Origin of the sequence: Micromonospora sp. WMMD975, from assembly GCF_029581215.1 — a bacterium.
Classification (GTDB): domain Bacteria; phylum Actinomycetota; class Actinomycetes; order Mycobacteriales; family Micromonosporaceae; genus Micromonospora.
In genome coordinates this window covers 5812380-5833931 of record NZ_CP120739.1, presented here as the reverse complement: position 1 = coordinate 5833931, position 21552 = coordinate 5812380, and the positions used below count along the sequence as shown (strand labels likewise).

Below are 21552 nucleotides of genomic sequence, written 5' to 3'. Positions count from 1 at the left end.
CGACTGCGGTCAGGCGCGGCGGTGCACCAACCGGCCGGCGACCACGGTGGCCCGGCAGGAGCCGTCCGGGTCGAAGACCGCGAGGTCGGCCCGGCCACCCACCACGAGCGCCGGCGGCCGGGCGGCGGGCAGCACCGCCACCTCGCTGCGGACGGCGGCGGCCCGCAACGCCGGGTCGGTGACGTGCGCGTCGAGCACCGCGGCGGCGCCGAGCCGGAACAGCGCGTGCACCCGCTCGCGCGGCGTGGGCGCCGGGGGCAGCGGACCGTCGTGCACCAGCGCGGGCCCGAGCGTGCCGGCCCACCGCCGCACCCGCACCCGGGGGGTACGCGCCGGTCAGCTCACCCAGCGGCGCGACCGCCCCGATGCGGTCGCCGTCGACCAGGACCGCCAGCCCGGGTCGGGGCTCGTCGTCGGGCGTGAGCCGCAGCAGGTCCGCGACGTGGAGCGTGCGCACCCGCTCAGTCGGCGCTTACCGGCCCGAGGACCGGCCGCTTGGCGGTGAGGAAGTCGCCGGAGGAGCGGCCGGTCAGCCGGCGCTTGATCCACGGGGCCAGGTGTTGACCGGCCCAGCGCAGGTCGGCGGCGCGGGCGGCCAGCCACGGGGTGGGTGCCGGGTGCGGCGGCACCAGCAGCCACTCCTCCTCGCAGCCGACACCGAGCGCGGTGAGGACCTGCGCGGCCACCCGCCGGTGCCCGGCGGCCGACAGGTGCAGGCGGTCGGTGCTCCAGAGCATCGGGTTGAGGTATGCCTGGTCGGAGTAGAGGTCGACCAGGATCGCCCCGTGCCGCTCCGCCACCTCGCCGACCACCCGGTTGAGCAGCGTCACCCGGGGAGCCACCAGCCGCTGCCCGGGCAGCCGGGCCATCACGTCGGCGAACCGGAACAGCACCACGTCGCTGCCGCCGGCCCGCAGCCGCTCGACCACCTTGTCGAAGCGCGGGACGAAGGCGTCCGGGTCGAAGGTGCGACGCAGCACGTCGTTGCCGCCCGCCGCGAAAGTGATCAGGTCGGGCTTCATGGCCAGCGCGGACGGCACCTGCTCGGCCACGACGTTCGGGAACAGCCGGCCCCGGATGGCCAGGTTGGCGTAGCCGAAGTCGGGACCCGCCTCGGCCGCGAGCCGGGTGGCGACCAGATCGGCCCAGCCCCGGTAGCTGCCGTCCGGATACGCGTCGTCCATGCCCTCGGTGAAGCTGTCGCCCACCGCCACGAAGCTGCGCCAGCGCACGGCGCCTCCCCTCCGACGTCCCCGCGGAATTGCGTCGCCCAGTCTGTCACCGCCCGGGCCGGTCCCGCCCACCCTCCCGGCCGGACGTGGTGGACGTCTCGGCGTCCGGTTCCCGACGACCTCCCGAGCGGACCATGGGCCCGGCCGTCGGCCCCGCCCGGGCCGCACCGATCGGGTCGACGCGCCGGACGGCCCCCTCGCCGGGGCGTGGGGGCCGTCCGTGGGTGGGGTCCGTGCGGGGTCAGCCGCCGGCGAAGGTCACCTCGGTGCCGCACTTGGCGCTCTGGTTCAGGCAGGACTTGACAAGCGGTCCGATGCGGGCCGGGTCCCAGGCGTTCATGAAGTCGCCGTGCATGGAGGACGGCTTGCCGGAGGAGAGGCTGAGACCGTTCCCACCCAGCGACTGGTAGTTGACCATGAAGGACAGGTTCGGCACCGCCACCGGGTACTTGCCGGTGCAGACGCCGTTGACCGGGTCGCCCATGTGCGACTTGTGGTCGGGTGAGTCGATGTTCTTGCCGTCCCAGCAGTCCTTGAAGACGAGCTGGAAGATGAGGTTGCCGCCGGAGGCGCAGACCGGCCAGTTGCCGTCGGCGCTGCGGCCCGTCTCGGCGCTGCCGGCGCACCAGAACTGGTTGCTACCGGCGTTCTTCGGCGTGTCGACCTGCCGCTTGGCGTCACCCTCGACCATTCGCAGGCCGGGCGGGAAGGGCTTGACGGCCGACGGGTCCTTCACCCGCGAGCCGTAGTAGACCCGGAAGCTCTTCATCGGTACGGGCTTGCCGTCCTTGCGCAGCTCCGGCGTCCAGTAGGCGCTCAGGTCACCGGGGGCGTTGCAGGTGGTCTTCGAGGAGAGCAGGTCGTCGGTGGTGGTGAAGGCGTCGACCTTCGGGCCGAAGAAGGTGTGCATGTGCGAGGCACCTGGCAGGCCGGGCAGGACGATCGGGTCGTCCGGCGCCGAGTTGGCCAGCTCGCAGTCGGTGTGGAACTCGGGGACGCGAGTGGTTCCCGGCGTCACCGCCTTCGGCTTGATCGCGTCGAAGGCGGCAAGTTCCTGGTTCCACCTGGCCTGGTCGACCGGGACCCAACCGGCCGTCGGCGCGGTCGGGGTGGCCGGGGTGGTCGGCGGCGTCGCCGAGCTGGCGCTCGGCGTGGGCGACGCGCTCGCCGTGGGCGACGCGCTCGGCGTCGCGCCGGTCGCGGAGCCGAACGTGAACCAGTTCAGGTTCACGAAGTCCGACCGGGAGGCGCTCTTCATGACGGCGAAGACGGTCTGCGGACCCACCGGCACGCTGGCCGCCGTGGCGCTCGCCGTCGTCCACTTCTGCCAGCCGCCGGTGTGGCTGATCGGGAAGCTGGCCAGCAGGGCGCCGGTCTGCGTGCCGAGGCGCAGCTCGACGGTGCCGCCGTCGGTGTTGTCCGCGGCGACCCGGGCCGTCAGGTCGGTGCCGACGATCGAGATGCCGTCGTACCGCAGCCAGTCACCGTTGGCGAGCCAGCCCACGTTCCGGCCGCCGTCGGCGTCGCCGGTGTTCTCGGTCTGTGCGCCGGACTGCGCCGCGAAAGCCTCCGCCTGGACCCGGCCGGGCACCACGACCTCCTCGGCCTGGGCACCGGCGACGTAGATGCCGCTGCCGGCCAGGGCCGCGGCGACCGCGGAGGCGAGCGTGATTCGAGTGAGGCGGCGGCGCTTGTGCGCCCGGCTGGACGATGCGACATGCGCGGGGGGAGTCCGCATTGCCAGTGATTCCTTTGATTCGGTGGTGAAGCTCCTGTCGGGATGGAGTATGTGCACGCCCGTGACCTGCGGCAACGTTCGGAAAAAGGAATTAAGGAAGGGTGCGGACAGGTGCCCTGGTGGCCGCCGCGCCCGCTCCGGATAACAATTTTTTACCCTCGCATCCTTAATTTCTCATTAATGCCACCACCGCGGGCAGTGACGTCTCCCGGCGGAAAACCGTAATCTGACCTGCCGACGCCGGTCTCCGATAGGAGACGGGCAGCGCGCACGGGCGCTGTTCGGTCGAGCGCACAAGGAGTGGCACCATGTCGGCAGCCGGTCGGGCGGTACCCGATCCCGGATTGGTCGTCGCGGCCCGCCAGGGCGACCGGCACGCTCTCGACGACGTCGTGGCGGCGTCTCTCCCGCTTGTCTACAACATCGTCGGGCGCGCGCTCCGCGGCCACGCCGACGTCGACGACGTGGTCCAGGAGACTTTGGTACGGGTGATCCGGCACCTGCCCGCCCTCAACGACCCGACGGCGTACCGGTCCTGGCTGGTGGCGATCACCGTCCGGCAGGTGCGCGACTGGGAGCAGCGCCGACGGGCCGCCCTCCACCGCGATGCCGGGCTGGACGTGGTCCACGACGTGCCCGACCCCGCGGCCGACTTCGCGGGAATGACGATTCTCCGGCTCGGCCTGACCGACCAGCGGCGTGAGGTCGCCGAGGCGACCCGCTGGCTCGAACCGGACGACCAGGAACTGCTCTCGCTGTGGTGGCTGGAGGAGACCGGCGAGCTGACGCGCGCCGAGATCGCCGAGGCGACGGGTTTGCCACCGGGGCACGTCGCCGTGCGCATCCACCGGATGAAGGAGCAGATCCAGAGCGCACGCGGGGTCGTCCGCGCGCTGCACGCCCGGCCCGGGTGCCCCGACCTGCACATCCTGACGGTCCAGTGGGACGGCAGTCCCAGCCCGCTGTGGCGCAAGCGGTTGGCTCGACACATCCGTGACTGCGCGTTCTGCGGGCACCTGGGCGGCGCGTTTCTGCCGATCGACCGGCTGCTCGCGGGGATGCCGCTGCTGCCCCTTCCGCCCGGCCTCGGCACTCACGTCCCGCCCACGACCGCGCCTCCGGCTGCCCCGCAGACCGTCGGGCCGCCGCCGACCGTCGTCCACCCGGCGGTGCGCGTACCCCGGGGCCTGATGCCGTCCCTCGCCGCGACGGTGGCGGCGGTCGTCGCGATCAGCGCGGTGGTGGTGCTCCTGCCGGCCGATCCGGCCGCCGCGCCACCGGCCGTGCCGTCCTGGGCCGCCGCGCCACCCGCAGCGCCCACCGTCGTCGCGTCCCCGTCCCCGTCGCCGTCGCCGTCGCCGTCGCCGTCGGTGCGTCCGTTGCCCTCGAAGGCACCGGTGGTGCCGGCGGTGAGCTCCACCCGCAAGGGCGTCGGGGTGTGGAACTTCGCCGGCGTGAGTCAGGCTTTGGCCAACTCGAAGGCCGGTTGGTACTACACCTGGGGCACCCAGCACCCGGGGATCAGCACCCCACGGGGCGCGACGTTCGTGCCCATGATCCGTAGCGCGGAAAACGTCAACGCCGCGGACCTGGCCCGGGCCCGCTCGGCCGGACCCTACCTGCTCGGCTTCAACGAGCCGGACCTGCCCGAGCAGGCGAACATGACCGTCGAACAGGCACTTGACCTGTGGCCGCGACTGATGGCGACGGGCAGCAAACTGAGCAGCCCGGCGGTCGCCTGGGGTGGCGCGGACCCCCAGGGCTGGCTGGACAGGTTCATGGCCGGCGCCGAGGCCAGAGGTCACCGGGTCGACTTCATCGCTTTGCACTGGTATGGCGCCGACTTCACCACGGCCGCGGCGGTGAACCAGTTGCGGCAGTACCTGCAAGCCGTCTACCAGCGCTACCGGAAACCGATCTGGCTGACCGAGTTCGCACTGATCCGCTACGACGGCGGGCGTCAGATATTCCCCGGTCAGGCGCAGCAGGCGGCCTTCCTCAGCGCGGCCACCGCCATGCTCGGCCAACTCCCCTACGTGCAGCGGTACGCCTGGTTCGGCCTGCCCGCGACCGACAGGGACAGGTCCGGGTTGTTCAGCGACGGCACCAGCACGACGGCGATCGGTCGAGCGTTCCAGGCCGCGCGTTGATGATCGGTTCCGCCCTCAGGACCCCCGCCTGGCGGATCGCCGGAGTCGTCGTGGCGCTGGCCGCGACGACGCTGGCCGTCGCCCTGACCCGGCATGCGGACCGCGTCGACCAGTCCGCCGCGCCCGCCGCGCCGGTCACGCTCAGCGGCACCGACGACGCCTTCATCCAACTGCTGCTGCCGATGGACGACGGAGTTCTCGCGCTGATCGACCACCTCGACACCCGTCGGTCGACCACCGATCCCGCGCTGCGCACCGTCCTCGGTGACGTCCGGACGGCGCACCGCGCCGAGGTGGTGGAGCTGCGAGGGTTGCTGGCCGCCGGCAACGTCCCGGAGCGGAACATCCACGAGGGGCATCAGATGCCCGGCATGGTCACGGACGAGCGCCTCGCCGACCTGCGCGCCGCCCCCGACGCCGAGGTGCCGTCCCGGGCCGTCGGTCTGCTCCGGGCGCACCTCGAGCAGACCGTCGTGCTGTGTCGGGGTGAGCGGACCGCCGGGGGCAGCCCGCAGGTCAAGGAGCTCGCCGGCCGCATCCAGGTGACGCGGGCCGCCGAGCTGAGCGCCCTGGCGGGTCGGCCCGGCGCGACCGGCGACGCGGTCAACTGACCGGTACGCCGCACCAACGAGTCGAACAGGTCCCGGCTCAGCAGTCGAACACCGACCAGCAGATGTCGTTGCGCAACCGCTGGTCGTCGAGGACCAGGTCGCGGATCGCCGCCGGGAGTCGGTCGCGCTGCCACCGGCACTCGGCCCGCCCCGCCTCGTCGACCAGACCGTCCGGCGCCGCCGCCCGGACCGCCTTGATCGCGTACGCGGCGGCGCCGAGTTCGTGCGCGGCGACGTGGGCGACGGCCCCGGTCTGCCCGGCGGCGTAAGCGGCATGGCGGGCCGCCCCACGCAGGTCCCGGGCCGCGCCCATGGCGTGACCGCCGGCCGCGCGGGACACCATCATCGTGACCTCGCCACGCACCCAGGCCCGGATGTGCTCGATCGCCGCACGTGGGCGCGGGTCGTCGGGCCGGACCGCCTCGAACAGGTCGAGGACGTGCTCCGCGCAGTCGGCGGCCCAGAGTGCGAGCAGTCGGTGGTCGTCGTCGGTGAGCGTCCCGCCGCGACGGATCGTGATGAAGCGGGGATCCCTGACCTTCGGCAGGATCACGAGTCGTCCTCCTCCTCGTCAGCGGCCGGCGTCCGCCGCAGGGCATCGTCGAGGGCGCCCATCAGCCGGGCGACCCGGCTGCTGCCACCGGTCACCGGCGGGTAGCGGCGGAGCACGTCGACGAGCGCCGGGGTGGCACGGCGTCGCGAGCGGTCCAGCAGGGCGGCACCGACCGCCGGGTCACCGCCGGCCGCCAGCTCCCCGATCCGCGCCGCGCTCGCGGCGGCCCGGAGGATGTGACCGACCTGGCTGGCCCGGGCGAGGGGATGCAGGTACGCCGCCGCGGCGGCGTCACCGGCGGATCGCGCGGCCAGGCGCGCGGCCTCGGACGGCGCGGCCTGGGCGGCTCGGTGCGCGTCCATGGACGCGACACGTTGCAGTTTCGTCCGGGCGGCACCGTCGACGAACGCCCGGGCCGCCCCGATCGCCGCGCGAGGGCGCGGATCATCGGGTACGGCCTGCTCGAAGACCGGCAGGACGTCCTCCGCGTGCCGAACCACGTAGCCCGCGACGACGCGCAACTCGTCCATGGTCAGGTCGAAATCCCCGGACACGACGTGTCTACGCGCTGCCATCACGCCGGATCCTATCGACGGGGCCGCCGCCTTGGGGCCGACGATCAGACCGCCCCGGCGACACCACGCCGGTACGGGCCCCAGCCGACGAACCGGTTGAACAGGTCACGTGGGGTCGGGCCGTCGTGCGGGTTGAGGCGGAACAGGTCGTGGGTGGCCTCGTGGTAGAGCCCGGAGAGGTAGACGGCCAGGTCGACCGGGTGGTCGGCGTACTCGACGGTGAGCAGCAGGCGGGCGTGGGCGCAGGGCCACGGTGAGCCGCAGGCGCGGCAGAGCCACAGGGGCCGGATCGGCAGGTGCGCCGGCTGGTCGGGCGGGCAGGGGCGCGGCCGGTCGGGGTGCGGCCCGAGCCGGGGTACGGGAAGGTTCATGCGTGACAGTCTGCTGAGAGCACCACTACGCTCGGAAGTCGCCGGAGCCGGCCCGGGAGCGGGTCGAGAAGCCGGCCGGCGTTCGAGGAGGCCGAGTGGAGAACGAACCCACAGCCGACCTGATCCGCGCCCAACTGCGGCGGTTGCGACTCAGGGCCGAGCTGAGCCAGGAAGAGTTCGGAAAGCTGGTGCACTTCTCCAACTCGCAGGTGTCGGCGGTGGAGTTGGGTCAGCGGCCGTTGGACCGGTTCTTCCTGAAGCGGGCCGACGAGGTGCTGGGCACCGGCGGGTTGTTGACGTCGCTGCTCAAGCTCGCCGAGCGGGACGGCCAGCCGAGCTGGTTCCGCCCGTGGCTGGAAGCCGAACGCCAGGCCCAGCAGTTGCGCTGCTACCAGCCGGGCCTCATCCCTGGCCTGTTGCAGACCGAGAACTACGCCCGCGCGATGATCAACACCGATGACATGCTCGCCGTCGAAGAAGGTGATCGACGCCTTGCGGTCCGGCTCGACCGGCAGTCAGTGCTCACCCGCCCCGATCCACCCAAGTTCGTCGCGGTGATCGAGGAAGCGGTGCTGCGACGGGCGGACGAATCCTTCCGCGGCTTGATGAGCCAACAGATCGCGCACCTGATCGACGCGAACGGGCTACCCCATGTCGCCGTTCATGTGATTCCGGCCGACGTCAGCCTGCACATCGGACTGACCGGACCATTCACACTTGCCCGTGGCGGCGACGGGGGTTGGATCGGTTACCTGGAGAACCAGCTCGGGGGAACGGTGATCGACAACGACGAAGGAGTGGCTATCCTGCTGTCCAGGTGGGAGAGCGTTCGGAGCGAGGCATTGTCTCGCCGCCAGTCGATCGAGCTGATGAAGGAAGTGGTCGGGTCATGGAACTGACCGGTGCGATCTGGCGCAAGCCCACCCGTAGCGGTCAGAGCGAGTGCGTCCAAGTGGCGGACAACCTGGACGGTGTGGTGGGGGTGCGCGACAGCAAGGACCCAGCCGGGCCGGTCCTCACCTTCGCCCCCGACGCCTGGCGCGCCTTCGTCCGGGTCAGTGGGAGTCACGCACGGCGCTGATCAGCACCGTGTGCTTGCGTACCCGGAAGGTGCCCTCCGCCTCGCGTTCGGAGCGAGGCATTGTCTCGCCGCCAGTCGACCGAGCTGATGAAGGAAGTGATGACGTCATGGAGTTGAGCGGCGCGACCTGGCGTAAGTCCACCCGCAGCGGCACCCAGGGGGACTGCGTCGAGGTGGCGGACAACTTGGACGGTGTGGTGGGGGTGCGCGACAGCAAGGACCCGGCCGGGCCGGTCCTCACCTTCGCCCCCGACGCCTGGCGCGCCTTCGTCCGGGTCAGTGGGAGTCACGCACGGCGCTGATCAGCACCGTGTGCTTGCGTACCCGGAAGGCGCCCTCCATCTCGATGCGGGCCTGGACCACGTCGCGGGCGACCGACTCCTGCGCGGCGGTGAGTGGCCCGACCATGCTGGCGAGGTAGGCGAGGACCGGCTCGACGGTGGGCACCGCCAGGTCGTCGGGGTAACGCTCGACCGTCACGTCGGTGAAGTGGGCCGCGACCCGGGCCGGCGTCGTCTCGGCGGTGACGTCGTTCCGGTGGAGACCGACGGACATCTCGGGTCGGCCGATGGCCGGGCCGAGCGCGTCCAGCTCGACGAGGTGGTCGCGGCCGTTCACGGCGACGGCGAGCCGCCCGCCGGGGCGCAGCACCCGGGCGAACTCCGCCAGTGCCGCGTCCGGGTCGTCCAGGTGGTAGAGCATGTGGTTGGCGATCACCGCGTCGAAGCAACCGTCGGCGTACGGCAGGTGGGTGGCGTCGCAACGCTGCACCCGGGCGCCGGGCACCTCGCGCAGCCGGTCACACATGGCTCGTGAGAAGTCGGTCAGGGTGAGCCGGAGCCCGGTCTCGGGGCTGCCCACCTGACGCCACAGCTCACCGGTGCCGGCGCCCACCTCGAGCACGTCCCCGGCCAGCGGCAGCCGCTCGCCGAGCCAGGCGAACCAGCCCTGCGCATTGGTGCCGTAGGCGTGCAACGCCATCCGGGCGGTGAGGTTGCCGGTCGTGGTCGCGTACTGGCTCACCGCGCGAGCCGACGGTGTGGCGGTCACCTCGGCAGACTACTGCCGGGGCCCCGGATCACCGTGCATGCCTGATGGATGATCGGTCAGAGATAGAGGCAGAACGGGTGGCCGACCGGGTCGAGGTGCACCCGCACGTCGTCCTGGGGCTGGTAGTCGGCGACCGTGGCACCGAGCGACACCGCGAACGCCGAGGCGGCGACGAGGTCGTCCACCTTGATGTCGAGGTGGAGCATCATCGGCGGGTCACCCGGGCCGGCCGGCCACACCGGACGTACGTACGCCGGCTCGTCCTGGAACGCCAGGCCGGCGCCGCCGTCCGGCGGGACCAGGAAGACCCAGTCCGCTTCGTCGTCGCGCCGTGACCAGCCGAGCAGCCGCTCGTAGAAGACGGCGAGTTCCTGTGCGGAGGGCGCGTCGAGCACCGTGGACGTCAACGTGAGCCGCGGTCGATGTTCCATCCGCCCTTCATACCCCGTGGGTGCGACGGCCGCCCGGCTCCGGGTGCGTCTGTCGTTGCCCGGACGACGATGGACGCACCCGCACCGAAAGGGATCGCCCGGCCACGGCCTGTCGCATACGCTGCGGCGATGCTGCTTCGCATGTCGACCCTGCTGCTCCGGACCCTGCGCGAGGACCCGGCCGACGCGGAGGTGCCGAGCCACCGGCTGCTCCTGCGCGCCGGTTACGTCCGCCGGGCCGCGCCGGGCGGCTACACCTGGCTGCCGCTGGGCAGGCTGGTGCTGGACCGGATCACCGCGATCGTCCGGGACGAGATGACCGCGATCGGCGACCAGGAGGTGCACTTCCCGGCGCTGCTTCCGGCCGAGCCCTACCGGACCAGCGGGCGGTGGACCGAGTACGGCGACGACATCTTCACGCTCGCCGACCGCAAGGGCGCCGAGCACCTGCTCGCGCCGACCCACGAGGAACTGGCCGCGCTGCTGGTGAAGGACCTGTTCACGTCGTACCGGGATTTTCCGGTGACGCTGTTCCAGATCCAGACGAAGTTCCGCGACGAGGCGCGGCCCCGGGCCGGCCTGCTGCGCGGGCGCGAGTTCCTGATGAAGGACGCCTACTCGTTCGACCTGGACGCCGCCGGGCTCCAGGCCGCCTACGACCGGCACCGAGAGGCGTACCAGCGGATCTTCACCCGGCTCGGGCTGGACTTCACGGTGGTGCGGGCGACGTCCGGGGCGATGGGCGGCTCCGCGTCCGAGGAGTTCCTGGCCGCCACGCCGGTCGGCGAGGACACCTACGTCGGCTGCGTGGCCTGCGACTACGCCGCGAACACCGAGGCGGTGGTGACCCGCGCGCCGGCCGCCGGTGACCCGGAGGCGCGCCCGGCCACGGAGGTGCACGACACCCCGGAGACGCCGACCATCGCGTCCCTGGTCGACCTGGCGAACGCCCGCGCGCTCGCCGGCCGCACCGGCTGGACCGCCGCCGACACCCTGAAGAACGTAGTGCTTGCCGTGCGTCGGCCCGGCGCCGAGCAGACCGAGCTGCTGGTGATCGGCCTGCCGGGCGACCGCGAGGTGGACCTGAAGCGGGTCGAGGCGGTGCTGGCCCCGGCCACCGTGGCCGTCTTCGACGACTGGGCCGCGCACCCGGAGCTGGTCCGCGGCTACCTCGGGCCGCAGATCCTGGCCAAGCACGGCATCCGCTACCTCGTCGACCCCCGCGTGGTCACCGGCACCACCTGGCTCACCGGGGCCAACGAGCCGGGCCGGCACGCCACCGACGTGGTGTGCGGGCGCGACTTCGTCCCCGACGACACGATCGAGGCGGCCGAGGTGCGGCCCGGCGACCCGTGCCCGGCCTGCGGCGACGGCACGCTGACCATGCGGCGGGGCATCGAGGTGGGGCACATCTTCCAGCTCGGCCGCCGCTACACCGACGCCTTCGCGGTCGACGTGCTCGGCCCCGAGGGCAAACCGGTCCGGCCCACCATGGGCTGCTACGGCATCGGCGTGTCCCGGGCGGTCGCCGCCGTCGCCGAACAGCACCACGACGACCGGGGACTGCTCTGGCCGGCCGAGGTCGCGCCGTGCGACGTACACCTGGTGTCCGCCGGGAAGGGGGCGCAGCTCGACGCGGCGCTTGAGCTCGGCGGACGCCTCGCCGCCGCCGGCCTGCGGGTGCTCGTCGACGACCGCACCCACGTGTCCGCCGGGGTGAAGTTCACCGACGCCGAGCTGATCGGCATCCCGCGCGCCGTCGTGGTCGGCCGCCGCCTGGCCGACGGGTACGTGGAACTGCGCGACCGGGCCACCGGCGAGCGGACCGACCTGCCGGTGGAGGGCGTGGTGGAGCGCCTGCTCGACGAGATGGGCGCGACACGCCGCAACGCGGTGTAGCTAACGCGCCACCGGGTACCGCAGAAGGATCGACCGAGGCGTTTCGGAGGCTCCCATGTACCGCGTCAGCGACGTGATGACCAAGCAGGTGGTCTACCTCCCTGCGGAGACCCCGTTGGACGAGGCGGCCCGGGTGATGAAGGAGTCGGACATCGGCGACGTGGTGGTGACCGACGGCGCCACGCTCGCCGGTGTGCTGACCGACCGTGACATCGTGGTGCGGGCGGTGGCCGAACGCGCCGACCCGGGCACCACCACTATCGGATCGATCATCACGCGTGAGGTCGTCATGATCGAGCAGCACTGCACGGCGAGCGAGGCCGCCGCGTTGATGCGCGAGCGCAACATCCGGCGCGTGCTGGTCTGCGACAACGAGCGCAAGCTGGTCGGCATCATCTCCCTCGGCGACCTGGCCACCCAGCCCACCCCCACTGCGTGAAAGGCGGGGCCCCCGCTTAACGCCTGCGGTAGAGGAGGGGCCCCCGCTTAACACCCCGCCCGCCCGCGCGGGACACGGCGGATAGCCTCGACACATGCCCGAGATGCCGACCAAGCTGGCCGAGATCGTCGACGAGTTCGCCTCCGCACCGCGCGACGTCGTGCTGGAGATGCTGCTGGAGTTCGCCGACGTGATCCCACCCCTGCCGGAGGGGGTAAACCGGGACGAGCTGGAGCAGGTCCCCGAGTGCCAGACCGCGTTCTTCCTACGCGCCGAGGTGCGCGCGGACAAGACCGTGAGCACGGTCTTCGACTGCCCGCCGGAGGCGCCGACCACCCGGGCGTTCGCCGGCATCCTCGCCGACGGGCTGGAGGGCGCGAGCGCCGAGGAGGTGCTTGCCGTGCCGGACGACCTCTACCAGCGGATGGGGCTGGCCCAGGCGATCAGCCCACTGCGGGTACGCGGCGGCACCGCCATCCTGGCCCGCCTGAAGCGCCAGGTCCGGGAACAGATCTCCTGACCGGCGGGTTGTCGCTGGTCATGGAGATCGAGATCTACGCCGACGTCGTCTGCCCCTGGTGCTGGATCGGCAAGCGCCGGCTGGAACAGGCCCTGGAGTCGTACGACGGCGAGGTGACCGTCCGGTACCGGCCGTTCCAGCTCGACCCCACGCCGGTCACCGAGCCGAGGCCGCTGCTCGACGCGCTCGCCGACAAGTTCGGCGGCCGGGACAAGGCCGAGGGCATGGCCGCCCACGTCTCCGGAGTCGCCGCGGGCACCGGCCTCGACCTGCGGTTCGATCGGGCGGTGGCGGCGAACACGTTCGACGCGCACCGGCTGGTGCGGTTCGCCACCGAGCGGGGGCGGGCCGCGGAGACGGTGGAGCGGCTCTACCGGGCGCACTTCCTCGACGGCGTCGACGTCGGATCGATCGACGCGCTTGTCACGCTCGCCGGCGAGGTCGGGCTGGACGAGACCGAGGCCCGCCGGTATCTGGAGTCGAACCTCGGCCGCCGCGAGGTCGCCGCCGAGCTGAGCGCCGCGCACCAGCTCGGCGTCTCCAGCGTCCCGACCTTCGTGCTTGCCGGAAAGTACGCGGTGACCGGCGCCCAAGAGCCGGCCACGCTTGTCGCCGCGCTGCGTGAGGTGGCACAGCGCGAGGCCGCCGCGTGATGTTTCACGTGGAACAAGATCGATGCGGATGAGCGATCAGGCCGGCCGGGCCAGGTCCTCCACCACCCTGGCCCCGGGCAGCGCGCCGAGCGCCGGCCCGGGCAGGGCAATCTTGCTGTGGCGTACGCCCGACCCGATGATCACGTGGGGCGTGGCGATCACCCGCGCGTCGACCAGGATCGGCCACTCCTCGGGCAACCCGATCGGCGTGATCCCGCCGTATTCCATCCCGGTCAGCTCCACCGCCTCGGCCATCGGCGCGAAGCTCGCCTTGCGCACGTCGAGCAGCTTGCGGACCACGCCGTTCACGTCCGCCCGGGTGGTGGCAAGCACCATGCACGCGGCGTAGCGGGTTTCGCCGCCGCGCTTGCCGGCGACCACCACGCAGTTGGCCGACTCCTCCAGCCCCACCTCGTACGCCGCACAGAAGGCCGCGGTGTCGGCCAGGTCGGCGTCGATCGCAGCGACAAGCACCTCGTCCACGTCGACCGGCGCCTCGTCCGGCCACCGCTCCACCGCCGCGGCGACCGGCGGTGCCAACAGGTCCAGCCGGCCCCGGGCCGGCTCCGTCTTCAGCGTCCCCATCACGGATGCGATCCTCGCACCCGCGCCGGCAATCCGCTCGCCGCACTGTTAACAGGGGCCCCCGCCTATACCGAATCCGTTAAGCGGGGCCCCCGCCTTACACCTCGGTGAGGTGTCGCCGTTGCAGCGGCTCGGGGCGGTTCGCCTCGGCGTCGGCGATCCCGTGTCGGACACCGACCCGGATCACCCCGTAGAGGAAGACGAAGCCGAACACATACAGCACCACGGTGATCGCCAAGACCAGCATGAGGTCACGGTAGGCCGCCCCGGACCCGACCGGATCTCATCTTCGGCCGGTTCCCCCGTACGTGTCCCCGAGGTAGTCGGCCCAGGTACGCGTACCTGTGGGCGTGGCGGTCGTGGTGAGCCCACCGGCGCGCAGTTCCCGGCCGAGCCGCCCGGGAATCCGCACCGGCAGCAGCGGCCGTCGCGACCCGCGGGCCGCGAGCCAGCTCCGGGCCGCCTCGTCGAAGCGGAGCACCTCCGGCCCGCCGAAGTCCTCGACCCGGCGCGACGGCCCGGCGGACAGCAGCGCCACCAGCCGGTCCACCACCTCGCCCGGGTCGACCGGCTGGGCGAGTACGGCCCGGTCCCCGATCACCGGACCCAATCGGCTCGCGCCGCCCAGCAGGCCGGCCAGGAACTCGGGGAACTGGGTCGCCCGCAGCACGCTCCAGGGCACCTCTCCGGCGGCCACCACCTGCTCGGCCGCGAGCTTGTGCCGGTAGTACGCCAGCGGCACCCGGTCCACGCCGACGATCGAGACGTACACCAGGTGGCGCACCCCGGCGTGCCCGGCGGCGACGGTCAGCCGGCGGGTGCCGAGCACGTCGATCCGGTGGGTGTCCCGGTTCGGCGACGAGGCCAGGTGCAGCACCGCCTCGGTCCCGGCGACCGCCTCCGCCAGTCCGGCGCCGGTGTCCAGATCGACCGGCAGCCACTCGACGCCGTCGCCGGCACCGTGAGCCCCGCCGTCGCCGTCGCCGGCACCGTGAGCGCCACCGCCGGCACCGTCAGCGCCGCCGCCAGGGCCGCCGGTGGCGGGTCGGCGGCTCACCGCGCGGACGGTGAACCCCGCGTCCCGCAACCGTGGCACCGCCACCCGTCCGAGCCGTCCGGTCGCCCCGGTCACCAGCACCCGCATCGCCACATCCTCCGCTCTTGCCGCCGGCCGTCGGGTCCGCACCGAAAGCCGCTTCCGACAAGGGACGGAACGCCGGCGCCGATCGTGACGGCCCGGCGGGCCGCCCGCCCAGGCAAGCGCCCCACCCAGGCATAACGCCCCCGCCCAGAAGACCGGCCCGACCAGAAGACCAGCCCGTTCAGAAGACCGACCCGCTCAGCCGACCGGCCGGGTCGCCACGCGCCCCGCGAGCAGCAGGCCGAGCAGGCCGCAGCCGGCCGCGACGGCGAGCGTGGCCGCGTAGCTCGCCGGACCGGGCGACGACCCGGTGGCCAGCACCGCCCCGGTCAACGCCAGCACGACGGCGGCGGCCAGCGAGTCGCCCAGTTGCAGCGCCGAGGAGTTCCGGCCCTGCTCGGCCGGGGCGGACAACTCCAGGGTGAGCACCGACAGCGAGGGATAGAGCAGGCCCATGCCGAGGCCGGCGACCGCCCAGGCGAGCACCGCCGCCGCCACCGGAACGCCCGGCAGCAGCGCCGACGCGACACCGGCCGTGCCGGCGGCGATGCAGGCCAAGCCGGCTCGGGGCAGGCTGGCCGCGGAGCGGGGCGCGCGGATCCGGCCCTGGATCCACGAGCCCACCGACCAGGAGAGCGCACCGACGGTGAGCACCAGCCCGGCGCCGGTGGGCGTGAAGCCACGCTCGCGGGAGAGCATCAGCGGGATCACCACCTCGGCGCCGACGAACGCCGCCGAGGCCAGCCCGCGCAGGCCGATCACCGTCGGCAGTCCGGGCGCCGCCCGCAGGAAGCCCGGCGGCAACAACCGCGGTACGCAGCCGAGCAGCCCGGCGAGCGCCACCCCGATCAGTCCGGCGGCGAGCGCGCCGCGCTGCTGCCCCCCGTAGTGCAGCAGCGCGGCGCTCGCCCCCGCCCCGCAGGCCCAGCCCACCCGGGCGAGCGCGCCGGCCGGCGGCCGGGTCGGCACGGTGCCGGCAAGCGTCCGCAGCCCCGGCTGGATCAGCAGCACCGCCGGCACCGCGACCACCGGCACCGCCAGGAACACCCAGCGCCAGCTGAGGTGCTCCACGATCAGACCGGCCAGCGCCGGCCCGACAAGCGACGGCACCACCCAGGCCGCGGCGAAGGCGGCGAACATCCGCCGCCGCAACCGCTCCGGGTACGCGTGCCCGACGATCACGTAGAGCGCCACCGACAGCAGGCCGGAGCCGAAGCCCTGCACCACCCGCCCGACGACGAGCACGCCCATGGTCGTGGCGGCGCCGGCCAGCATCAGGCCGGCGACGAACCAGGCCACCCCGTGCCACATGGCCGGCCGTGGTCCGCGCGCGTCGCACCAGATGCCGGAGGCGACCATCGCGACCACGCCGGAGGCGAACGACCCGCCGAAGGCGAGCGCGTACAGGCCGAGCCCGTCCAGGCTGCGCGCGACCGTCGGCATGGCGGTGCCCACCGCGAGGGCCTCGAACGCGAGCAGCGACACCAGGGCGACGCTGCCCACCGTCATCGCCCGTAGGCCCGGCGACCACAAACCGGTGGCGGCGGTCTCCGGCGGGGCGATGGCGGTCGTCATGGGCTCCAGCCTGTGCCCTCAACCGTGGTTGAGGTCAACTGTGGGCCCGGTCTCGTCAGGCGGTCTCCAGCGCCTCGCCGATGCCCTTCGCCAGGCCGGAGGCGTGCTGGTCGGCGAGGACGTGCCCGGCGGTGATGACCAGGGCGAGCGGCCATTCGATGACCTGCAACGCGGCGAGCACCCCGATGCCGGCGTAGTAGGCCAGCTTGTCCGGCGGGGGCACCGCCACCTCGCCCAGCAGCGGGAGGTCCACCCGGCGGCTGTACGCCCGGATCGTCTCCCGTGCTCCGCTCAGGTCTCGCGTCAGCGTGCTCATCCCTGCCTCCCCCGGTTGTGACGACGGCATTCGACCCGACCGGCATTCCACCGCCCCCGGCGTCCATGCGCCGGGCAGCGGGGAAACTTCCCCCACTCCGGGGGCATAACGGACGCCGCGCCGGGAAGTCGGGCCGCCGGGACGAGTCCGGGAGGCGAGATGGCGTACGGGTTCGCCGGTCTCCTGCTGTCGCCGGCCGCCGTGCCGGACGCCGTCGCGCGGGTGGCGCGTACCGTCGGGTCGGTCCTGCCCGGGGGCGCCGTCCCGCCCGTCGTGACCGAGGCGGCCGGGAACGTGGGCGCGGCGACCACCCGGTTGGCTCGGCTGGCGAACCTGGCCCGACGTCGGGTGTGGTCCCGGGACGGCCGGCACCACATCGAGGTGCACGGCGTCTGCCAGGACGGTGGGGACCGGCTGGCCCGGCAGGTCGAGGCGGCGTTGGAGGCGGTGCCGGGGGTGACCTGGGCCCGGGTGAACGCGCCCTCCGGCCGGGTGGTGGTGGCGACCGGGGACCCGGCGCCGAGGCTGCGGGACCTGATCGACACCGTGACGCGCGCCGAGCGGGCCTGCCCGTTCGAGCCGGACCCGGAAATCCCGCCGCCGCATCCGCCGGAGGAGGGTCCGCGCACCCCCCGTACCCTCGGCGCGCTTGCGTCCGACGCGCTCGGCCTGACCATCTCCGCGGCCACCCGGATCCTGCCGTTCACCCCGGTGCCCGGCGAGGTGGCCGGCCTGCTGAACGCGGTCGACCTGCATCCGAGGCTGCACGCGCTGGCCGACCGTGGCCTGCGCGCCGACCCCCGCGCCGAGGTGCTGTTCCCGCTCGCCGAGGCGGTGGTGCAGGGTCTCACCGGCGGCTGGGCCGGCATCGTGCTCGACGGCGCGCAGCGGGTGGTGCAGTGGGGTGAGGCGCGGGCCCAGCTCGCCGCGTGGAGCCGCGCCGAGCCGGGGTTGACCGGCGACCCGGACCGGGCGGTCGCGCGGGTGCCGGACGGCGAGCGGCCCTGCCCGGTCCCGGACGGCCAGGTCGAGCGCTACGTCAAGCGGGTGCTCACGGCCGGTGCGGCGGCGGGCGCGGCGGCGATCCCGGTGGCCGGCGGCAAGCGCGCCGCCGCGCTGGCGCTGTCCGCGTTGCCCAAGGCGCCGGGCAGCGGACGCGAGGGGTACGCGGCGCAACTCGGCCGGATGCTGGCCCGGCGCGGCGTGATCGCGATGGACCGTAGCGTGTTGCGGGAGCTGGACCGGATCGACACGGTGGTGCTGGACGCCGCGGTGCTCGGCTCCGACCGGGGCGTGCTGTCCGACCTGGCGCCACTGCCCGGCGCGGACACCCGGCAGGTGGCCGCCCGGGCGTTCGCACTGTTCGACCCGGCCCGCCCGGACGGGGTACGGACCGACGACGGCTGGCGGCTCGGGCCGCTGGACCGGCTCGACGCCTCCGATCCCGGGGACACCCCGGACAGCGAGCGGTTACGGGCCCACGGTGGGCGGCTGCTCGGGCTGGCCGAGGGCGGGCGGCTCGCCGCGGTGCTGCGGGTCGAGCCGGAACCAGCCCCGGGGGTGGACGCGCTCGTCTCCGCGGCCCGTCAGGCAGACGTCCGGCTCGTGGTCGGCGGTGCCGGGGACGGCCGGTACGACTTCGCCGACCGGCACGTACCGGGCGGGTCCCGGCTCGCCGCCGCCGTCCGTGACCTGCAACGCGAGGGCGCGGTGGTGCTCGTGGTGTCCGGTGAGCGGTCGGCGCTCGCCGCCGCCGACTGCGGCCTCGGCGTGTCCGGGCCGGACGACCTGCCCCCGTGGGGCGCGCACCTGCTGGTCGGCGACGACCTGCGGATCCCCGCCCTGCTCATCGACGCCGCCGGGGTGGCCCGCCGGATGACCGGGCAGAACATCAGGATCGCCATGGCCGGCAGCGGGCTCGGCGCGCTCGGTGCGTTCACCGCCGACCGGCGGCTGCTTCCCGGCCGGACCATGGCGGCGGTGAACGGCGCCGCCATGGTCGCCTTCGGGCACGGCGTCGTCCGGGCGCACCGGTTGCCGGACCGCGCCGGCACCCCGACGCCGGCGCTCACCGCCTGGCACCTCATGCCGGTGGAGACCGTCCTGGAGCAGCTCGACACCCGACCCGCCGGGCTGACCGACGAGGAGGCGGCTGGCCGCCGGGGTGCCGCGGCCGACGACGGGCACGGGCCGTTCGCGCTGCTCCGCGCGTTCGTCGACGAGCTGTCCAACCCGCTCACCCCGGTGCTGGCGGCCGGCGCGGTGCTCTCCGCCGCGTTCGGCTCACTCGTCGACGCGGCGCTCGTCGGCGGCCTGGTCGGCGGCTCCGCTCTCGTCGGCGCGGTGCACCAGCGCAACACCGAACGCTCGCTCGCCGAGTTGCTGTCCCGCTCGGCCGTCACCGCCCGGGTGCGGCGCGACGGCACGGAACGGGTGGTGCCCGCCGAGGACCTGGTGCCCGGCGACGTGATCAGCATCGGTTCCGGTGACGCCGTACCGGCGGACTGCCGGGTGCTGACAAGTGACGGGCTGGAGGCCGACGAGTCGTCGCTGACCGGTGAGTCGCTTCCGGTGGCCAAGAACCCCGAACCGGTGGTCGCCGCGGCGATCGCGGAGCGACACTCGATGCTCTTCGAGGGCACCACGGTGGCCGCCGGGCACGGCACCGCCGTGGTGGTGGCGACCGGCGAGCAGACCGAGTCGGGGCGGAGCCTGGCGCTGGCCAAGCAGGCTCCGCCGGCCAGCGGGGTGGAGGCGCGGCTGGGCAAGCTGACGAACGCCGCCGTACCGCTTGCGGCCGGCTCGGCGATCGCGGTGGCCGGGGCGGGGCTGCTCCGGGGCGTACCCCTGGCCGAGACGGCGGCGACCGCCGCGAACCTGGCCGTCGCGTCGGTGCCGGAGGGGCTGCCGTTCCTGGTCAGCGCCGCGCAACTGGCGGCGGCGCGGCGGCTGGCCGAGCACGGCGCGCTGGTCCGCAACCCGCGCACCATCGAGGCGCTGGGCCGGGTGGACGTGCTCTGTTTCGACAAGACCGGCACGCTCACCGAGGGGAAGCTGCTGCTTGCCGGCGTGGGCACCGGCGACGACAGCTACGCCCCGGCGGACCGCCTGGACGACCCGCTCCGGTCGACGCTCGCCGCGGCGTTGCGGGCCACCCCGGCGGCGGCCGACCCGGAGAAACTGCCGCAGCAGACCGACCGGGCGGTACGCCGGGGCGCGAACGCGGCCGGGGTGACCGAGCGCACCGGGGCGGCCGACTGGACCGCGACGGGCGGGCTGCCGTTCGAGCCGTCCCGGGGCTACAGCGCCACGGTCGGCCGTACCGGCGACGGGTTCCTGCTGAGTGTGAAGGGCGCGCCCGAGTCGGTGTTGCCGCGGTGCGCGTCCCGGCGTACCGCCGGGGGTGACCGGCCGTTGGACGCGGCGGGCCGGGACGAGGTGCAGGCCATGCTTGCCGGTCGGGCCGGCGCCGGGCACCGCGTCCTCGCCGTGGCCGAGTGCCAGGTGACCGTCGACGCGGTCACCGACGAGCAGGTCGACGGGCTGGTCTTCGTGGGTTTCCTGACCCTCGCGGACGGGGTGCGGGAGAGCGCCCGGCCGGCGGTGCAGCGGATCCGCAAGGCAGGCGTGCACACCGTCATGATCACCGGGGATCATCCGGCCACCGCCGAGGCGATCGCCGCCGCGATCAGTCCCGACCACGGGCAGCAACGGGTGGTGACCGCCGCCGACCTGGACCGGCTCGACGACGCCGCGCTCGCGGAGCGGCTGATGGCCACCGACGTGGTGGCCCGCTGCACGCCCACCCACAAGGTACGGATCATCCAGGCGTTGCAGCGGCGGGGCCGGACCGTGGCGATGACCGGGGACGGCGCCAACGACGCCCCGGCGATCCGCCTGGCCGACGTCGGCATCGCGCTCGGTCAGCGCGGCACCCCGGCCGCCCGCGCCGCCGCCGACCTGGTGGTCACCGACGACCGGCTGGAGACGATCATCGCCACGCTCGTCGAGGGACGGGCCATGTGGTCCTCGGTGCGGCACGCCCTGAGCATCCTGGTCGGTGGCAACCTCGGCGAGATCGCGTTCAGCGTGCTCTCCGCCGCCTCGACCGGCCGGTCCGCCCTGACCGGCCGGCAGTTGCTGCTTGTCAACCTGCTCACCGACCTCGCGCCGGCGCTTGCCATCGCGGTCCGCCCGCCGGCCGACGACCGCGCCGACCACCTGCTGCGGGAGGGGCCGGACTCGTCGCTCGGCGCCACCATGACCCGGGAGATCGCGCTGCGGGCCGCGGCGACCACGCTCGGCGCGACCGCCGGTTGGACGCTGGCCCGGTGGACCGGCACGCAACGCCGGGCCGGCACCGTCGCGCTCGCCTCGCTGATCGGCACCCAGCTCGGCCAGACGGTGCTGGCCGGCGGCACCAGCCCCACCGTGTTGGCCGCCACCGCCGCGTCCGTCGGCGTGCTGGTCCTGGTGGTGCAGACGCCCGGGGTCAGCCAGTTCTTCGGCTGCACTCCACTCGGTCCGGTGGGTTGGACCATCGCGACCGGCTCGGCGCTCGGCGCGACGTTCGCCAACGGCGCGTTGACGAAGCTGGTGGACCGTCTGCCGCAGCCGGGCTCGTCCTGACCG

General features: G+C 73.7%; 23 protein-coding genes. 10 read left to right on the top strand and 13 right to left on the bottom strand.

What is annotated here, in order from left to right; all coding sequences use genetic code 11:
• Positions 1-9: 9 nt before the first annotated feature.
• From O7613_RS26000 to O7613_RS25990, 3 genes are all read right to left on the bottom strand, one after another.
• Positions 10-318: a hypothetical protein gene (locus O7613_RS26000; protein ID WP_282290492.1), complete on the bottom strand. Its 309-nt coding sequence runs from the start codon at positions 316-318 to the stop codon at positions 10-12.
• Positions 319-461: 143 nt separating this feature from the next.
• Positions 462-1232, bottom strand: coding sequence for an SGNH/GDSL hydrolase family protein (locus O7613_RS25995; protein WP_282290491.1), 771 nt, complete (start codon positions 1230-1232; stop codon positions 462-464).
• 241 nt (positions 1233-1473) lie between these two features.
• Positions 1474-2970 (bottom strand): DUF1996 domain-containing protein, encoded by a 1497-nt coding sequence (locus O7613_RS25990; protein ID WP_282290489.1) that lies wholly within the window; start codon positions 2968-2970, stop codon positions 1474-1476.
• 308 nt (positions 2971-3278) lie between these two features.
• Here O7613_RS25990 and O7613_RS25985 point away from each other — a divergent pair, with 308 nt between their 5' ends.
• Both O7613_RS25985 and O7613_RS25980 read left to right on the top strand, forming a co-directional pair.
• The gene (locus O7613_RS25985; protein ID WP_282290487.1) at positions 3279-5120 is read left to right on the top strand and encodes a sigma-70 family RNA polymerase sigma factor; all 1842 of its coding nucleotides are present in this window, start codon (positions 3279-3281) and stop codon (positions 5118-5120) included.
• Positions 5120-5731: a DUF305 domain-containing protein gene (locus O7613_RS25980; protein WP_282290485.1), complete on the top strand. Its 612-nt coding sequence runs from the start codon at positions 5120-5122 to the stop codon at positions 5729-5731. The genes O7613_RS25985 and O7613_RS25980 overlap by 1 nt, the downstream gene beginning before the upstream one ends.
• 37 nt (positions 5732-5768) lie before the next feature.
• On the opposite strand, the gene O7613_RS25975 is transcribed toward O7613_RS25980, so the two are convergent.
• The 3 genes from O7613_RS25975 to O7613_RS25965 are packed head-to-tail and all read right to left on the bottom strand — an operon-like array spanning position 5769 to position 7239.
• On the bottom strand, positions 5769-6284 hold the full coding sequence (locus O7613_RS25975; protein WP_282290483.1) for a putative immunity protein: 516 nt from the start codon (positions 6282-6284) through the stop codon (positions 5769-5771).
• Positions 6281-6859 (bottom strand): putative immunity protein, encoded by a 579-nt coding sequence (locus O7613_RS25970; RefSeq protein WP_282290482.1) that lies wholly within the window; start codon positions 6857-6859, stop codon positions 6281-6283. The genes O7613_RS25975 and O7613_RS25970 overlap by 4 nt, the downstream gene beginning before the upstream one ends.
• A gap of 44 nt (positions 6860-6903) precedes the next feature.
• Entirely contained in the window at positions 6904-7239 is a 336-nt protein-coding gene (locus O7613_RS25965; protein WP_281590597.1) for a hypothetical protein, read from the bottom strand.
• Between the two features lie 86 nt (positions 7240-7325).
• Here O7613_RS25965 and O7613_RS25960 point away from each other — a divergent pair, with 86 nt between their 5' ends.
• The 3 genes from O7613_RS25960 (at position 7326) to O7613_RS25950 (ending at position 8613) form a co-directional block, all read left to right on the top strand.
• Complete coding sequence (locus O7613_RS25960) at positions 7326-8129, top strand: helix-turn-helix transcriptional regulator (protein ID WP_282290481.1); 804 nt, start codon at positions 7326-7328, stop codon at positions 8127-8129.
• The gene (locus O7613_RS25955) at positions 8120-8311 is read left to right on the top strand and encodes a DUF397 domain-containing protein (RefSeq protein ID WP_282290480.1); all 192 of its coding nucleotides are present in this window, start codon (positions 8120-8122) and stop codon (positions 8309-8311) included. Before O7613_RS25960 ends, O7613_RS25955 begins: the two co-directional genes overlap by 10 nt.
• 107 nt (positions 8312-8418) lie before the next feature.
• Complete coding sequence (locus tag O7613_RS25950) at positions 8419-8613, top strand: DUF397 domain-containing protein (protein ID WP_282290478.1); 195 nt, start codon at positions 8419-8421, stop codon at positions 8611-8613.
• Here the strand turns inward: O7613_RS25950 and O7613_RS25945 are convergent.
• Positions 8588-9361: a class I SAM-dependent methyltransferase gene (locus O7613_RS25945; RefSeq protein WP_282290476.1), complete on the bottom strand. Its 774-nt coding sequence runs from the start codon at positions 9359-9361 to the stop codon at positions 8588-8590. The two genes, O7613_RS25950 and O7613_RS25945, sit on opposite strands and share 26 nt — an antisense overlap.
• Before the next feature lie 56 nt (positions 9362-9417).
• Complete coding sequence (locus O7613_RS25940; RefSeq protein WP_282290475.1) at positions 9418-9792, bottom strand: VOC family protein; 375 nt, start codon at positions 9790-9792, stop codon at positions 9418-9420.
• Positions 9793-9921: 129 nt separating this feature from the next.
• Between O7613_RS25940 and O7613_RS25935 the strand changes: the two genes are divergently transcribed.
• The 4 genes from O7613_RS25935 (at position 9922) to O7613_RS25920 (ending at position 13303) form a co-directional block, all read left to right on the top strand.
• Positions 9922-11691, top strand: a complete 1770-nt coding sequence (locus O7613_RS25935; RefSeq protein WP_282290474.1) for a proline--tRNA ligase — start codon at positions 9922-9924, stop codon at positions 11689-11691.
• A 55-nt stretch (positions 11692-11746) separates the two neighbouring features.
• Positions 11747-12130 carry a CBS domain-containing protein gene (locus O7613_RS25930; protein ID WP_281585772.1) on the top strand — a complete coding sequence of 128 codons (384 nt, stop codon included), beginning with the start codon at positions 11747-11749 and terminating at the stop codon, positions 12128-12130.
• 94 nt (positions 12131-12224) lie between these two features.
• On the top strand, positions 12225-12650 hold the full coding sequence (locus O7613_RS25925; protein ID WP_282290472.1) for a SufE family protein: 426 nt from the start codon (positions 12225-12227) through the stop codon (positions 12648-12650).
• A gap of 20 nt (positions 12651-12670) precedes the next feature.
• On the top strand, positions 12671-13303 hold the full coding sequence (locus tag O7613_RS25920; protein WP_282290469.1) for a DsbA family oxidoreductase: 633 nt from the start codon (positions 12671-12673) through the stop codon (positions 13301-13303).
• Positions 13304-13339: 36 nt separating this feature from the next.
• Here O7613_RS25920 and O7613_RS25915 read toward each other — a convergent pair whose 3' ends face one another.
• From O7613_RS25915 to O7613_RS25895, 5 genes are all read right to left on the bottom strand, one after another.
• Positions 13340-13888, bottom strand: coding sequence for a YbaK/EbsC family protein (locus tag O7613_RS25915; RefSeq protein ID WP_282290467.1), 549 nt, complete (start codon positions 13886-13888; stop codon positions 13340-13342).
• A 97-nt stretch (positions 13889-13985) separates the two neighbouring features.
• Complete coding sequence (locus O7613_RS25910; protein WP_281590648.1) at positions 13986-14135, bottom strand: hypothetical protein; 150 nt, start codon at positions 14133-14135, stop codon at positions 13986-13988.
• A 36-nt stretch (positions 14136-14171) separates the two neighbouring features.
• On the bottom strand, positions 14172-15032 hold the full coding sequence (locus tag O7613_RS25905) for an NAD(P)H-binding protein (RefSeq protein ID WP_282290465.1): 861 nt from the start codon (positions 15030-15032) through the stop codon (positions 14172-14174).
• A 195-nt stretch (positions 15033-15227) separates the two neighbouring features.
• Positions 15228-16604 (bottom strand): MFS transporter, encoded by a 1377-nt coding sequence (locus tag O7613_RS25900; protein WP_282290463.1) that lies wholly within the window; start codon positions 16602-16604, stop codon positions 15228-15230.
• A 55-nt stretch (positions 16605-16659) separates the two neighbouring features.
• Positions 16660-16920, bottom strand: a complete 261-nt coding sequence (locus tag O7613_RS25895) for a hypothetical protein (protein WP_282285726.1) — start codon at positions 16918-16920, stop codon at positions 16660-16662.
• Positions 16921-17079: 159 nt separating this feature from the next.
• On the opposite strand from O7613_RS25895, the gene O7613_RS25890 reads away from it, so the two are divergent.
• Entirely contained in the window at positions 17080-21549 is a 4470-nt protein-coding gene (locus O7613_RS25890; RefSeq protein ID WP_282290460.1) for an HAD-IC family P-type ATPase, read from the top strand.
• Positions 21550-21552: the final 3 nt, after the last annotated feature.

Bases quoted from the DNA above. Each gene is read 5' to 3' on its own strand.
- O7613_RS25990 (WP_282290489.1), bottom strand. From the start codon at position 2,970: ATGCGGACTCCCCCCGCGCATGTCGCATCGTCCAGCCGGGCGCACAAG.
- O7613_RS25985 (WP_282290487.1), top strand. From the start codon at position 3,279: ATGTCGGCAGCCGGTCGGGCGGTACCCGATCCCGGATTGGTCGTCGCG.
- O7613_RS25980 (WP_282290485.1), top strand. From the start codon at position 5,120: ATGATCGGTTCCGCCCTCAGGACCCCCGCCTGGCGGATCGCCGGAGTC.
- O7613_RS25970 (WP_282290482.1), bottom strand. From the start codon at position 6,859: ATGGCAGCGCGTAGACACGTCGTGTCCGGGGATTTCGACCTGACCATG.
- O7613_RS25955 (WP_282290480.1), top strand. From the start codon at position 8,120: ATGGAACTGACCGGTGCGATCTGGCGCAAGCCCACCCGTAGCGGTCAG.
- O7613_RS25950 (WP_282290478.1), top strand. From the start codon at position 8,419: ATGGAGTTGAGCGGCGCGACCTGGCGTAAGTCCACCCGCAGCGGCACC.
- O7613_RS25940 (WP_282290475.1), bottom strand. From the start codon at position 9,792: ATGGAACATCGACCGCGGCTCACGTTGACGTCCACGGTGCTCGACGCG.
- O7613_RS25935 (WP_282290474.1), top strand. From the start codon at position 9,922: ATGCTGCTTCGCATGTCGACCCTGCTGCTCCGGACCCTGCGCGAGGAC.
- O7613_RS25930 (WP_281585772.1), top strand. From the start codon at position 11,747: ATGTACCGCGTCAGCGACGTGATGACCAAGCAGGTGGTCTACCTCCCT.
- O7613_RS25925 (WP_282290472.1), top strand. From the start codon at position 12,225: ATGCCCGAGATGCCGACCAAGCTGGCCGAGATCGTCGACGAGTTCGCC.
- O7613_RS25920 (WP_282290469.1), top strand. From the start codon at position 12,671: ATGGAGATCGAGATCTACGCCGACGTCGTCTGCCCCTGGTGCTGGATC.
- O7613_RS25915 (WP_282290467.1), bottom strand. From the start codon at position 13,888: ATGGGGACGCTGAAGACGGAGCCGGCCCGGGGCCGGCTGGACCTGTTG.
- O7613_RS25910 (WP_281590648.1), bottom strand. From the start codon at position 14,135: ATGCTGGTCTTGGCGATCACCGTGGTGCTGTATGTGTTCGGCTTCGTC.
- O7613_RS25905 (WP_282290465.1), bottom strand. From the start codon at position 15,032: ATGCGGGTGCTGGTGACCGGGGCGACCGGACGGCTCGGACGGGTGGCG.
- O7613_RS25900 (WP_282290463.1), bottom strand. From the start codon at position 16,604: ATGACGACCGCCATCGCCCCGCCGGAGACCGCCGCCACCGGTTTGTGG.
- O7613_RS25895 (WP_282285726.1), bottom strand. From the start codon at position 16,920: ATGAGCACGCTGACGCGAGACCTGAGCGGAGCACGGGAGACGATCCGG.
- O7613_RS25890 (WP_282290460.1), top strand. From the start codon at position 17,080: ATGGCGTACGGGTTCGCCGGTCTCCTGCTGTCGCCGGCCGCCGTGCCG.